Here is a 13,069-nt window from a genome sequence, read left to right as displayed (position 1 = left end):
CCATGCGGACCGACCTCCTAACGGTCAGTCCGTTGAATCATAAAATCGATCCCATGGGAATCCCTGGCGACTCAACCCGACCCCAGAGCACTCTAATCCAGTCAAAAGATGCGGTTCGCGTTCTATTGTCTGGATCAAGAGTGTATTCACGTCAAAACGGTGTGCAGCGACTGGCGCCGTCACGGACGAGCGATGCCATCTCGGGCCGTCTTCATCCAATCCCTTTGGGACGGGCCGGGCGTTTCCCTCACCCATGCCCGGCCTTCCGGCGCACCCAGCGCACCAGCGCGCCGATGACCGGAAGGCGTTCGTGAAACTGGCGGCCGGCGTCCCAGTGGTCGACGTGCTGGCGCACGCGGCCATCCTCGGCGAACCGCAATTCGGTCATGCCGATGATGCGCCAATCGGCCCGCAAGCGCCGCACCCGTCCCGTGAACTCCCATCGCAGGAAGCAGACATCGCCGTCGAAGGCCCGATGCGTCACGCGGAAGCGCGGGCCGTCCATGTCCTTGTACATGCCCCGGAAGACACGCTGGAGGGCCGCGAGCCCCACCACGTCGTTGAAGGGATCGACGAAATGGATATCGGGCGTCGTCACATCGGACAGTCGTTCCACCGCCTCGGGCGTCAGCGCCTCGAAGAACGCCACATAGCGGGCGGCGCCCATCAGCACCGGGGCGGCGGGCGCCGGCGGCGGGGCGACGGCGGCACCGTTGGGCGTGCTCATGGCCTGCCCTCCCCTGGCCCGTCCCCAACGCCCACCGCCGCCGGTTTCGCCTCATCCGGGATGGTCCGCCGGGTCAGCGCGAACAGCACGGGATAGGGCAGCATGGCCAGGGCCTTCATCAGCCAGGTGAAACGGCGGGGAAAGGTGATCTCGAAGCCGGTCCCGCGCATGCCCCGAACGATGCGCGCGGCCGCCGCCTCCGGCTCCATCAGGAACGGCATGGGAAAGGTATTGCGGTCCGTCAACGGCGTACGCACGAAGCCCGGGTTGACCACCTGCACCGTGACGCCGAACTGGGCCAGGTCCGGCCGCAGCGACTCGCACAGGGCGATCAGGGCCGCCTTGCTGCCCGAATAGGCCGCCGCCGTGGGCAGGCCGACGTACCCGGCCACGGAGGCCACCACGACAACCCTGCCCCGCCGACGGGCGACGAAGCGCGGCACCACGGCCTCCAGGCCATTGACCACGCCGCCGACGTTGACGGCGAACAGGCGGTCGAAGACTGCGGCATCGAAGCGCGCCGCCGGCATCGACTGGTGGGTCCCGGCGTTCAGGACCACCGCATCGGGGAGACCCTCGGCCGCCTCGATCTCCGCCAAGGCCCGCGCCGTGGCCGCGCGATCGGTCACGTCAAGCGGCACGGGCACCACCCGGCCCGTCATCGCCGCCGCCGCGTCGCGCAGGGCATTCAGGTCGTCGGCGTCGCGGGCGCTGGCGATCACGGTCGCCCCGGCCTCCGCCCACGCTAGGGCCAGGGCACGGCCGATGCCGCGCCCGGCGCCCACGATCCAGATCACGTCCGTCATGACGGTCCTCCCTCCCCGCCGATGCCGGCGGTCCTCCATGCCGTCCCGGCTTGCGACCGGTCGGCCCGGCCGGCCTCGACACCGCAGACGCGACACCGGTATTCGATGGTCGAGCCGCCGCGCTGAAAGCGCAGCTTCACCCACCGCCCGGCCGCGTCATACCAGGCGCTGACCTGGATGGCGCCGCTGTAGTCGAACCGCCGCGCCGGCCGAGGACCGGTGCCGGTGCCGACCGTCTCCACGGGTCCCGGGGTGATGGTCACCCGCGCCAGCCGCCCGGTGATGGTGTTCAGCACCCGGTCCTGGGTCAGCACCCCGGCGTGCCAATGGTTGGTGGGAAACAGGGGAGCCCCGGCGCGCGCCACGCCATTCGGCCCCTCGACACGAAAGGCGCCGTCCGCGTCCCGGGCCGTGACCCGCTTGACCTCGCCGTCGTCGTCGGTCACGGCGGTCAGGGACCGCAAGCGTCCGTCCCGCCAGTCGGCGGTGGACTCATACGTGAAGGTGTAGAGGGGAATACCCACGAGCCGCACGGACAGATCCATGCGCGACGAGACCGCCAGGCCGTCGCCGATGTCGCGAAAGGCCGTGCGGTGGCTGCCGACAACGCGGCCGTTGCGGAGCACGTCGAAGCTCAGCCCGTTCGGATACAGCGCCAGCGGCGTCCCGCCCAGGCTGGCCAGGCGCTCGGGAGTGAACGTCCCGGCCGTCGTGGCCCCGCCTTGCACACCCTCGGCACGCGCGGCATTGGACCCAAGGGCCAGGACGATGGTAATCAGCAGGGTGCTTCCAAGAGCCCCCCTTTTCCAGGATCGCAGCGCCATGGCGTCGCCTGACTCTCTGTGGTTTCGCTTGCTTGACCTACGCACCCGCCGTCGCTTCGGATCAGCGTCCGGGACCGGCGAGACCGCCGCGAGCGGCGTTCTCGACCGCGACGACCGCTTCACCATCACCCACTTCAGCCGCCTTCTGTCCCGGCATGGCCAGACCCACGCGTCGCTGGAATGGCGCAGCCGGGAAAGCCAGGAACGCCGCTTCGGGGTGCTGCGGGAGGCCGGAATCCGCGACGGCCAGTCGGTGCTCGACGTGGGCTGCGGCACCGGCGACCTGCTGGACTGGATGCGGCGACACGGGGTCACCCCTGGCGACTACCTGGGCCTGGACATCACCCCGGCGATGGTCGAGCACGCCCGCGCCCGGTTCCCGGACCACCGGTTCCAGCAGGGGTGCCTGCTGTCCGGCCCGGACCTGCCGCGCGAGTCCTACGACTGGGTGGTCGCCAGCGGCATTTTCGCCCATCGCTACGAGCGGCCGGAGGCCTACATGAGGCAGATGGTGGAGGCCATGGTCGCCCGCGCCACCTGCGGCGTGGCCGTCAACTCGCTCAGCCGCAAGGCCCCCAACGCCGCCCAGTGGACCATGTTCCACGCCGATCCGGAGGAAACCCTGGCCTGGGCCAAGACCATTGTGCCGGTGGCCATGCTGCGCGAGGACTATGACCCCCATGACTTCACCCTCTATCTCTACCGCACCGCCGCCGCGGCACGGACCATGACATGGCGGCCCTGACCCCGACGGCCCGCGCGGTCCTCACGGACATCCCCTACACCGGCGCGCCGCTGGATCGCGCCGATCCCCTGCGCCGCGATCCAGAGGCGCTGGCACGGCTGCGCGCCGATCCGCGAAGCCACCTGCTGTTGATCTGGCGCAACCGGGTGCTGGTGACCGGGGTGGAGGCGCCGGCGCCCGGACCGCGAATCCTGACGGTGCCGGCCACGTGGACCGCGCCGACGCCGGCCCTGGCGGTCGAGGAGGAGGTCTTCCTTGGCCTGGACGGCGACGGCGTCGCCTGGTTCGCGGGACAGATCCCGGCCGGCGCCGGCGACACCCATGATCCGGTGGCGGTGGACCCCGGCCGCGAGACCGGTCCCGACCTGGGCCTGGGGGGGCTCTTTCTGCCCTTGCGGGCCGTCGGCCCCAATCTCCCCGCCGGTCAGGCCGCCATGCAGGCCCAGGCGCTGGGCGTGCTGGCGTGGCACCGGCGGCATCGTTTCTGCGCGGCCTGCGGCGCACCGTCCCATCCGGTCGACGGCGGCTGGCGGCGGCGCTGCGGCGACCCGAGTTGTGATGCGAGTCACTTTCCACGCACCGATCCGGCCGTCATCATGCTGGTGACGTCCGGATCCGGCGACGATGCCCGCTGCCTTCTGGCCCATGCCGACCGTATGCCGCCCGGGCAGATTTCGACCCTGGCCGGCTTTGTCGAGCCCGGGGAGTCCCTGGAGGAAGCGGTTCGCCGCGAGGTGTGGGAGGAAACCGCGATTCGGGTTGGCACCGTGGCCTACGCGGCCTCGCAGCCCTGGCCGTTCCCAGCGTCGATGATGATCGGGTTCCATGGCCGGGCGGAGACCACGGACATCGTCATCGACCCACGGGAGTTGGAATACGCCGCCTGGTATGATCGCGCGCAGGTGCGCCACCTGGTCGACGCCGGCCGCGCGACGCGGGGCGGACCGCCCGGCACCGACGGCCTGATGCTGCCCCGGGGCGATTCGATCGCGCGTCGCCTGATCCTGGGATGGCTCGCGGGCGACCCGCTGGACGGGGCGTGAGCGCGGGCCCGGTCGGTCGCCGTCGCCACCGCCGGGACGGCGTATAGCCTTTCTCATAGGACCAATTCTCCATTGGTTGCGCCGTCTGCGCATGATCCGGCTCGTGATCGACAGAGTAGACTTCACGTGGCGCGGACCAAGGCAGGAGTGCACCGACACGGACGTGAACGGGGGGTCCTGTGACGGTCCTGGCGCGTCGGCCCGGCATCCCGGGGCGCCGCGGGACCGGCGCGGCACGGGTTGACTCGGACGGAGGACGACCATGGACCTGACGGCGCTATCGCCGGAGTCCGGCCCAGAAGGGGACCGGTTTTCCCATGCGCATCCGGGCCGGCACTGGCGTGCCCTGACGTCGGGCGCGGTGGAATGCATGGTCTGTCCGCGGCGCTGCAAGATGCACCATGGCCAGCGCGGCCTGTGCTACGTGCGGGGTGCGTGGGATGGCGAGGTGGTGTTGACCACCTATGGCCGCTCGTCGGGCTTCTGCATCGATCCGATCGAGAAGAAGCCGCTCAACCACTTCCTGCCCGGCACGCCCATCCTGTCGTTCGGCACGGCGGGCTGCAATCTGACCTGCACGTTTTGCCAGAACTGGGAGATCAGCAAGGCGCGGGCCTGGGATCGCCTGAACGCCGAGGCCGAACCGGAGCGCATCGCCGAGGCGGCGCTCCGTCATGGCTGCCGGTCGGTGGCCTTCACCTACAACGACCCGGTCATTTTCCTGGAGTACGCCGCCGACACCGCGCTGGCCTGCCACGAGCGCGGCCTGAAGACCGTGGCCGTCACCGCCGGATACGTGGAACCGGATGCCCGCGTCGACTTCTTCCGCCACATCGACGCCGCCAACGTGGACCTCAAGGGCTTCAGCGAGGACTTCTATCGCAAGCGGTGCACCGGGGCGCTGGCGCCGGTGCTCGACACGCTGCGCTATCTGGCGCATGACACCGACATCTGGCTGGAGATCACCACCTTGCTGATCCCCACCCTCAACGACGGCGATGACGAGGTGAAGGCCCTGGCCGACTGGGTGGCGGAAACGCTGGGTCCCGACGTGCCGCTGCACCTCTCGGCCTTCCATCCGGACCACAAGATGCGCGACCTGCCGCGCACCCCGGCCTCGACCCTCACACGCGCGCGCCGCATCGCCCGGGAGGCCGGCCTCCACCACGTCTACCTGGGCAACGTTCACGACCCGGAAGGGTCCAGCACCTATTGCGCCGGCTGCGGACATCGCGTGATCGAGCGCGACTGGTACGCCCTGGGCGCCTGGGGGCTGGACCACCAGGGTCTGTGCCAGTCTTGCGGCACGCGGCTTCCCGGCGTGTTCGAGGCCGCGCCCGGCACCTGGGGCCGGCGCCGCGCGCCGATCCACCTGGCCTGATCCGGCGTGATCCATCCACCCGGGAACCCTTGTACCGGGTATGCCGACGTTTGACGGGGCTCCCGGCGAGACTGTCGCGGGCGATCGAACGCCGGAGACACCGGTTTGACTTGACCCCGGGGACAGCCCGAAGCATCTGATGTCGAGGGTCGGGAACGGTGACCCCGAAGCCCGGTCCAGACGGATCCAGGCCGGGGTCAGGCCGCGTGTGCGGCGTCCAACCCCCGGCCTTACCACCGCCGACCGCCTCCCGCGCGTCGCGCGACCCCTTCACCTCTCCCGACCCTCGGGATCCTGGGTCCCCCCGGACTAGACGCGTGGAGCGTGCCTACAATGCCCTTGACCGCGATCCAGACCTTCCTGCGCATGGAGGCCGCCGGCGGCATCATCCTGGTGTTCGCCGCCGCCCTGGCCCTGGCCGTGGCCAACTCGCCGCTGGCCGACCCCTACCTCGTGCTGTTCCAAACCCACCTGATCATCGGCTTCGGTGACTACCAACTCGACAAGGCCCTGCTGCACTGGGTCAACGACGGCCTGATGGCCGTGTTCTTCCTGCTGGTCGGCCTGGAACTCAAGCGGGAGGTGGTCAAGGGCGAACTCTCCACGCCCGCCAAGGCGGCCCTGCCCATCCTGGCGGCCGTCGGCGGCATGGTGGCGCCGGCCCTGGTTTACGTGCTGTTCAACCACGGCGACCCGGTGGCCATGCGCGGCTGGGCCATTCCGGCGGCCACGGACATTGCCTTCGCGCTGGGCATCCTCACCCTGCTGGGCACGCGCGCGCCCTTGTCGCTAAAGATCTTCCTGACCGCGCTGGCCATCCTCGATGACCTGGGCGCCATCGTCATCATCGCCCTGTTCTACACCGAGGACCTGTCCCTCATGGCCCTGTCCCTCGGCATGGGCTGCGTGGCCATCCTGACCATCATGAACATCGCCGGTGTGCGGCGCACGGCGCCCTATGTGCTGATCGGCGTCGTCCTCTGGGTCTGCGTGCTGAAGAGCGGCGTTCACGCCACCCTGGCCGGCGTCGCCCTGGCCCTGGCCATTCCGCTCGGCGCCCCCCGCGAGGGCGGCCGGGACATGGCCGGCCACATGGAGCACAGCCTCCACCCCTGGGTGGCCTACGCCATCCTGCCGGTGTTCGCCTTCGCCAACGCGGGCGTCTCGCTGCAGGGCCTGACCCTGGGGCAGTTGCTGGCGCCGGTGCCGCTGGGAATCGCCCTGGGCCTGTTCCTGGGCAAGCAGATCGGCGTCATGGGCATGGTGTGGGTGGGCATCGTCACCCGCCTGGCGCGCCTGCCCGAGGGCGCGACCTGGATGCATGTGTACGGCGTGTCACTGCTGACCGGCGTCGGCTTCACCATGAGTCTGTTCATCGGCATGCTGGGGTTCGAGCATCACCCGGAGTTCGCCGACGATGTCCGGCTGGGCGTGCTGGGCGGGTCACTGCTGTCCGGCGTCAGCGGCTACCTGGTGCTGCGGCTGCTGGCCCGGCCACCGGCCATCGCGCCGGCCGCGACCCAGCCGGCATCCGCGGCCACCGGGGATTAGCCTTCGGACGAGCCCCGGGGCCGGCGCGCCGCGCCGCTCCGGGGTCCCCTGCCCCGTCTACCGCCGCCTGGTCGGCCTCCAGAAGGGATGGCGCTTGTTCAGGCGCGCCCAGGTCCGCCGGGCCTGGTCCAGGGCATCGGCGGCGTCGCGGCGATGCCAGCCGGTCACCAGGCCGGCACCCCACGCGCGCTCCGCCTCCTCGGCCGGCCCGGCGTCCGGGGAATGCTCGGCCAGGGTCTCGCGCAACAGCGCCCCGGCCACCGCGACATCGTTCAGCGCCCCCAACTGGTCCTGCAACCGCGCCAGGTCCTTCAGGACCGGACGCGCCACCTTGGTCCCGAACACCCCGGCGAAGAACTCGCCCGTGTAGCGCAGCTTCTTGACCAGGATGCGCAAGTCGTGACGCGCCTCGGGGGTCAGGCCGTCGAACCGACGCCCGGCCTTGCGCACCTTGCGGCGGCGCCGCTCCAGGGTAGCGCGGGCGAAGGCGGCCACGGGCGCCGCCCTGGCCTTGGCGCGACGCGGGTCGTCCAGCCAGTCCCCGCCCTCGATCCAGGCGCCCAGGCCCAGGATCAGGCGGGTGAAGCGGGCGTCGCCGACCGCCGCCAGGGCGTCCCGATAGCGGGCGTCGCGGCGAGCCGAGAACAGGGCCCGCAACCGCGCCAGGCCCGGATCCTCCGGACTCCGCGCGATGACCGGATCCAGGATGTCGGCCAGGAACACGTCGATGTCGCGCGCCGGTCCCAGCACGCCCATCAGCCATCGCAGATCCGCCTTGACACCGTCCAGGCCGGGGCCGCGCGCCACCGCGCCGAAGGTGGTCATGGCGGCGCGCATCCGGCGCACGGCGATGCGCATCTGGTGCACGGCCTCCGGATCGTGCCGTTCCAGCAGCGCCGCTTCGTTGCCCGCCATCTGTGCCAGGCAGGCGCGGCCGATGGCCTGGAAGGCGGCCCCGACGGGCATGTCGGGGCTCAGGGGCAGGTCTTGCGCGCGCGCCGGCCGTGGCGGCGGCGGCGCGCCCCGCGCCAGGGCCAGGGCGCGCTCCGCCTTGCTGAACCGCCCGAGCCGCACGGGCACGGTCTCCGCCAGACGCGCGGCCAGGGCGTAGACCGCCCCGGCCGTGCCCCGGACCAGTTCCAGTTCGATCTCGCTGATCGCCGCCTCGCGCCCCCCGGCCGACACGGTGCCATGATCCAGGGCCATGGAGACGGCCCAGTCGTCGCCCATCAGCCGCATCTCGGTGCGATGAACGTCGGTGGCGCAGACCGGGCGCAAGGCGTCCGCGCCCTCATCGGCCACCGCGACGCCCTCGACAAGCGCCTCCAGGCCGGCCGCGCGCGCCGCCGCCAGGTCGGGGACCTCGCCGGCCACCTCGCTTTCCCATTCCAGGCGATGGAACAGGCCGGCGGCGTCTTGCTGATCGGCCTTGATGGCCTGGATGCGCGCGCGGCCCTGACGCCGAACGCGCAGCGCCACGCCGCGCCGGAGCAGGGTCTCGTCGACGGTGTCGAAATACGTGCTGACCAGATGACGGCGCGCCGGCCGCCCATGACACAGATCCCGCACCCATCCCAGGCCCCGCACTTTGGTCAAGTGAGCCGGTGCGACCACAAGCTTGAGTTCCATCTCTGTTGGTACGGAGGATGAGGTTTGCGCGTTAACGTCCATGAATAAATTCGCCTTTCCTGGCTCCGGCCACGCCGCGCCATACGCACCGCGCCCGGCGTCGACACGGAGTCGGGCCGAGGGGACATTGTCGCCATTCGATGACCTCGTTTCGATATGGCGCGCAAGAGCAGCCTTGTCTAGCGGCGCCGGGTCGCCAAAGGCTCTCAAGTTTCACAAGAAGATTGATTGATGTCGGCATATTAGAGGGCTAGATTAAAGCCGGATACAAACATCCGAAATGTGTCCGCCGGGGTCGGGCGGCGGGCGATGACAGCTCCGACCGGGAGCACACCGGACCTCGGGCATCCCGGGATCGAGCAAGGAGAGAGACGCGTAGATGCCGGACCAGAACTGCAAGGCGACCCCCACCCGCCATCACCCCAGGCGCCGCACGCTGCCCCTGGCTTTCGCCCTGCCGGCGGCCCTCCTGATGCTGGCCGGCTGCGCCGTCGGCGAAGGCGGCATGGTCGAGGTGGTGTCCCCGCCCGCGGCCTCCATCGACTCGGCCCTGGCCGCCCTCGCCCGGGGCAACCGGCCGAACGCCGACGCCTGGACCGACCGGGCGCTCCGGGAGACGCCCGGCAACCCCTACGCCCTGCTGGTGCGCGGCCTGCTGGCCGAACGGGCCGCCCAGCCCGGGCTGGCGCGGGAGTCCTACCAGGCCATCCTCGCCCAGGATCCCGATGAACTGATCGCCCCGACCCCCCTGGACCTGACCGCGCAGCCGCGCCGGGTGGCGGAGGTGGCCGCCGAGCGGCTTCGGGGCCTCAGTCCCTCCGCCGTCGGCCCCGGCATGGCCCGCGTGCCCGGCGTCAGCGGCCCCACGGCCCTGCAGAGCCCGACCGCCCGGCCCACGCCCGCCGTCGCCCCCAGCGGCAGCGCCCGGACCAACGTGGCCCGGCGATTCGAGATCCTGGAACGGCTGGCGCGCGAGGGCATGATCAGCGGCGAGGAATATCGCACCCATCGGGCCGCCAACCTGGGCGCGCTGATGCCGCTGACCCAGGCCCCGCCATCGGTCGGCCTGACCCGCCCGCCTCCCCGTGACACGGCCGTGATCGCCCGCCTGCGGGACCTCGGCCGCACGTTCGAGTCCGGCGCCATCTCCGCCGGCCAGCACGCCGAGGAGCGGCGCGCCATCCTGGACGCCTTGCTGCCGGCGCAGCCGACGGCGCGGGAGGCCCCCTTGACCCGGCCCTCCGGCGCGGCGGCCCAGCGCCACGCCCAGCGGCTGGAGGACACCTTGCGGCGCGGCCTGATCACCATACCGGAGTACGAGGCCGAACGGGCCGCGCTCGCCGCCGCCGGTGTGCGCGGACGCGGCGCACCACGCCCGGCGCCGGCGGTCATCGGGCCGGGTGGCGGCATGACACCGGCCATCAGCGCCATGCCGTCCCCGCCCACACCCGGGGAGACGGCCCAGGACACCCCAGAGGGCGACGCCGGCACCGCGGCGCCATCGGGGGCGGCGACGGCCCCCCGCCTGCTGGTTCCGCCCGTCCCCAGCGAACCGGGCATCACCGCCGGCCCGCCGACCGCCAATGCCGAGGACCCCGCCACCCAGCGCTTCACCGGCGTCACCAACGCGCCACCGGGGGCCAGCGATGCCGAGGCGGCGGCCACACGCGGTTCCGGCAATTACGTCCACCTGGCGTCCTACCGCGACGAGACCAGCGCCCGGGCCGGCTGGGCGGCCCTCAGCCAGCGCTACGCCGGGTCCATGCGCGACATGGCGCCGCACTACCAGCGCGTCACCGTGCCCGGCAAGGGGACCTTCATCCGCCTGAAGGCCGGACCGGTCGGCATCCCGGGCGGCGCCAACCGCCTGTGCGACCAGTTGCGTGGCGCCGGCCAGTTCTGTGAGCCGACGACACTGCTGGAGTGATCCCGCACCAGCGGCACGGGCGGACCGGACGTCCGGACGCGAGGAGAGTCGACCCGACCTCAGCTCAGCGGCGCGGTCCACTCGTCGCGGACATCCGGGTCGGTCTCGCCCGCGAGGTGGCGGTCCCGGTCCCGGGCGATGCTGGTCCGGGACGGCGTCAGCCGGCGCAACGCCCAGACCGCCGCGCCGCGCACCAGGGGCGAGGGGTCCGCCAGACGCACCGCCACCGCCGGCAGCAGGTCGGGACGGCCGCTGTTGCCCAGGGCGATCAGGACATTGCGGACGAACCGGTCGCGGCCGGTGCGTTTGATCGGCGAGCCCGAGAACAGCGCCCGAAAGGCGGCGTCGTCCAGCGCCGCCAGGTCCGCCAGGCGGGGCGCGGCAACCAGGGCCGGACGCGCGGCCAGGGCCTCGTGCGGCGTGGCGCGGGCGAAGCGGTTCCAGGGGCAGACCGCCAGGCAGTCGTCGCAACCATAGACCCGGTTGCCCAGCCGGGCGCGCAGGGCGCGCGGAATCGGCCCCTTGTGCTCGATGGTGAGATAGCTGACGCACAGGCGCGCGTCGATGCGATACGGGTCGGCCGGATCCAGCGCGCCGGTGGGACAGGCGTCCAGGCAGCGCCGGCAGGACCCGCATCGGTCCGCCTCCGGCGGATCGGGCGGCAGGGCCAGGGTGGTGAAGATCTCGCCCAGGAACAGCCAGGATCCGAACCGGCGCGACACCAGGTTGGTGTGCTTGCCCGCCCAGCCCAGCCCCGACTGGGCGGCCAGCGGCTTTTCCATCACCGGCGCGGTGTCCACGAACACCTTGACGTCGGTCTCCAGGGTGGCGTGCATCCACCGGGCCAGGGCCTTGGCGCGCTTCTTGAGAACATCGTGATAGTCGCGACCGCGCGCGTAGACGCTGACAGCCCCGCGATCCCTTTGGGCCAGCGGCGCCAAGGGATCGTGGCCGGGGCCATAGGTCAGGCCGAGGGTGATGATCGACACCGCCCCGGGCCACAGCACACGGGGATCGCCGCGCCGGTCACGGGTCTCGGCCATCCAGGCCATGGTGCCGTGCCGTCCCTGATCCAGGAACAGGCCCAGATCCCGACGCACCGACTCGGGCAGGTGGGCGCGCGTCACGGCGGCCGCGTCCAGACCCATGGCCGCCGCCCGGTCGAGGACGGCGGTCTTGCGCGCGACCATGTCGACGAGGCGCCCATCGTGCATCGACGGTTTCCTTTCCCCTTTCTCGATGGGCCCGGTCCCCTTATCTCTTAAGGGGACAAGACACGCGGGGGCGCTGGCCGCGCCACGACGCCGGACCGACTGTCCCCCGGGACAGAGCATACGGCAAGGGCTTGGACGCGGAACCCCGATCCATCAAGGGAGATCATGGGCATGACACTTCGACTGGTGACGGTATTCGGCGGCAGCGGGTCGATCGGGCGCCAGGTGGTGCAGCGCTTGGCCAGCCAGGGGGTGCGCGTCCGCGTGGCGGTGCGCGATCCGCTCAAGGCGGCATTCCTGAAGCCGCTGGGCGACCTGGGGCAGATCGCCCTGCTCAAGGTGAACGTGGCGGATGAGGCGGCCGTTGCCCGCGCGGTGGACAACGCCGATGGCGTCGTCAACCTGGTGGGCATCCTGGCCGAGAGCGGCCGACGCACCTTCCAGGCCCTGCACGTGGACGCGGCGGAGCGCATCGCCCGGCTCTCGGCGGCGGCGGGCGTGCGCCGCCTGGTGCATGTCTCGGCGCTGGGCGCGGACGACGCGGCGGCGGCCCGCTACGCGCGGTCCAAGGCGGCGGGCGAGGCCGCCGTGCGACAGCATGTCCCGGCGGCCACCATCCTGCGGCCCTCGGTGGTGTTCGGTCCCCACGACGGCTTCTTCAACCTGTTCGGCTCGTTCACCCGGTTCTCGCCGGTGCTGCCCTATTACGTGAAGGACGGCGTTCGGCCGCGCAGCGGGCAGGCGGGCGCCGACGGGCCGCGCTTCCAGCCGGTCTACGTCGGCGACGTGGCCGAGGCGGTCTCGCGCGCCCTGACCACGGCCGAACATCTCGGCAAGACCTACGAACTGGGGGGACCGCGCGCCTACTCCATGCGCGAGGTCATGGCCCTGGTGGCGGACCAGACGGAACGCCGCGTCCGGCCCGTGCCGGTGCCCATGTGGGTGGCCAGGATGCAGGCACGGGTCATGGGGCTGTTGCCCAAGCCCTTGCTGACCACGGATCAGGTCAAGCTCCTGGAGGTGGACAACGTGCTGACCGGCGCGCTGCCGGGCCTGGAGGCCATGGGGATCGAACCGACGGCGGTGGAAACCGTGCTGCCCCAGTACATGACCCGGTTCCGTCCGCACCACCGTCATGTGGTGCTGCGCGCGCCTCGCCGATCCTGAGCCCTGACGCCGAGACGCCCATGATACGGGCCAGGACGAGGAGATGATCGGAGCC

At 71.6% G+C, this 13,069-nt stretch carries 11 protein-coding genes; 6 read left to right on the top strand and 5 right to left on the bottom strand.

What is annotated here, in order from left to right; all coding sequences use genetic code 11:
• Window positions 1–247: 247 nt before the first annotated feature.
• Genes GGD89_RS05765 through GGD89_RS05755 form a run of 3 tightly spaced genes read right to left on the bottom strand, consistent with a single transcriptional unit; the run spans window position 248 to window position 2,357 of the window.
• Window positions 248–727: a nuclear transport factor 2 family protein gene (locus GGD89_RS05765; protein ID WP_246422699.1), complete on the bottom strand. Its 480-nt coding sequence runs from the start codon at window positions 725–727 to the stop codon at window positions 248–250.
• Window positions 724–1,533: an SDR family NAD(P)-dependent oxidoreductase gene (locus tag GGD89_RS05760; RefSeq protein WP_184043156.1), complete on the bottom strand. Its 810-nt coding sequence runs from the start codon at window positions 1,531–1,533 to the stop codon at window positions 724–726. Before GGD89_RS05760 ends, GGD89_RS05765 begins: the two co-directional genes overlap by 4 nt.
• Entirely contained in the window at window positions 1,530–2,357 is an 828-nt protein-coding gene (locus GGD89_RS05755; RefSeq protein WP_184043155.1) for a DUF6134 family protein, read from the bottom strand. Before GGD89_RS05755 ends, GGD89_RS05760 begins: the two co-directional genes overlap by 4 nt.
• On the opposite strand from GGD89_RS05755, the gene GGD89_RS05750 reads away from it, so the two are divergent.
• The 4 genes from GGD89_RS05750 to nhaA all read left to right on the top strand — a co-directional run bounded on the left by GGD89_RS05750 (window position 2,356) and on the right by nhaA (window position 7,077).
• Window positions 2,356–3,102 carry a class I SAM-dependent methyltransferase gene (locus GGD89_RS05750; RefSeq protein ID WP_184043154.1) on the top strand — a complete coding sequence of 249 codons (747 nt, stop codon included), beginning with the start codon at window positions 2,356–2,358 and terminating at the stop codon, window positions 3,100–3,102. The genes GGD89_RS05755 and GGD89_RS05750 overlap by 2 nt on opposite strands.
• Window positions 3,090–4,145 carry an NAD(+) diphosphatase gene (gene nudC / locus GGD89_RS05745; RefSeq protein WP_184043153.1) on the top strand — a complete coding sequence of 352 codons (1,056 nt, stop codon included), beginning with the start codon at window positions 3,090–3,092 and terminating at the stop codon, window positions 4,143–4,145. The genes GGD89_RS05750 and nudC overlap by 13 nt, the downstream gene beginning before the upstream one ends.
• Window positions 4,146–4,407: 262 nt before the next feature.
• Window positions 4,408–5,526 (top strand): AmmeMemoRadiSam system radical SAM enzyme, encoded by a 1,119-nt coding sequence (amrS, locus tag GGD89_RS05740; protein WP_184043152.1) that lies wholly within the window; start codon window positions 4,408–4,410, stop codon window positions 5,524–5,526.
• Window positions 5,527–5,859: 333 nt separating this feature from the next.
• Window positions 5,860–7,077 (top strand): Na+/H+ antiporter NhaA, encoded by a 1,218-nt coding sequence (gene nhaA, locus GGD89_RS05735; RefSeq protein WP_184043151.1) that lies wholly within the window; start codon window positions 5,860–5,862, stop codon window positions 7,075–7,077.
• A gap of 57 nt (window positions 7,078–7,134) precedes the next feature.
• Here the strand turns inward: nhaA and GGD89_RS05730 are convergent, their stop codons facing one another.
• Complete coding sequence (locus GGD89_RS05730) at window positions 7,135–8,706, bottom strand: CYTH and CHAD domain-containing protein (RefSeq protein ID WP_184043150.1); 1,572 nt, start codon at window positions 8,704–8,706, stop codon at window positions 7,135–7,137.
• Between the two features lie 379 nt (window positions 8,707–9,085).
• Between GGD89_RS05730 and GGD89_RS20355 the strand changes: the two genes are divergently transcribed.
• Window positions 9,086–10,633: an SPOR domain-containing protein gene (locus tag GGD89_RS20355; protein WP_184043149.1), complete on the top strand. Its 1,548-nt coding sequence runs from the start codon at window positions 9,086–9,088 to the stop codon at window positions 10,631–10,633.
• 59 nt (window positions 10,634–10,692) lie between these two features.
• Here the strand turns inward: GGD89_RS20355 and queG are convergent, their stop codons facing one another.
• The gene (gene queG / locus GGD89_RS05720) at window positions 10,693–11,847 is read right to left on the bottom strand and encodes a tRNA epoxyqueuosine(34) reductase QueG (protein WP_246422698.1); all 1,155 of its coding nucleotides are present in this window, start codon (window positions 11,845–11,847) and stop codon (window positions 10,693–10,695) included.
• A 171-nt stretch (window positions 11,848–12,018) separates the two neighbouring features.
• Here queG and GGD89_RS05715 point away from each other — a divergent pair, with 171 nt between their 5' ends.
• Window positions 12,019–13,014, top strand: a complete 996-nt coding sequence (locus GGD89_RS05715; RefSeq protein ID WP_184043148.1) for a complex I NDUFA9 subunit family protein — start codon at window positions 12,019–12,021, stop codon at window positions 13,012–13,014.
• Window positions 13,015–13,069: the final 55 nt, after the last annotated feature.

This window comes from Roseospira visakhapatnamensis (assembly GCF_014197915.1).
In the GTDB taxonomy this organism is placed as follows: Bacteria; Pseudomonadota; Alphaproteobacteria; order Rhodospirillales; family Rhodospirillaceae; genus Rhodospira; species Rhodospira visakhapatnamensis.
This window is presented reverse-complemented; position numbering and strand designations above follow the sequence as displayed.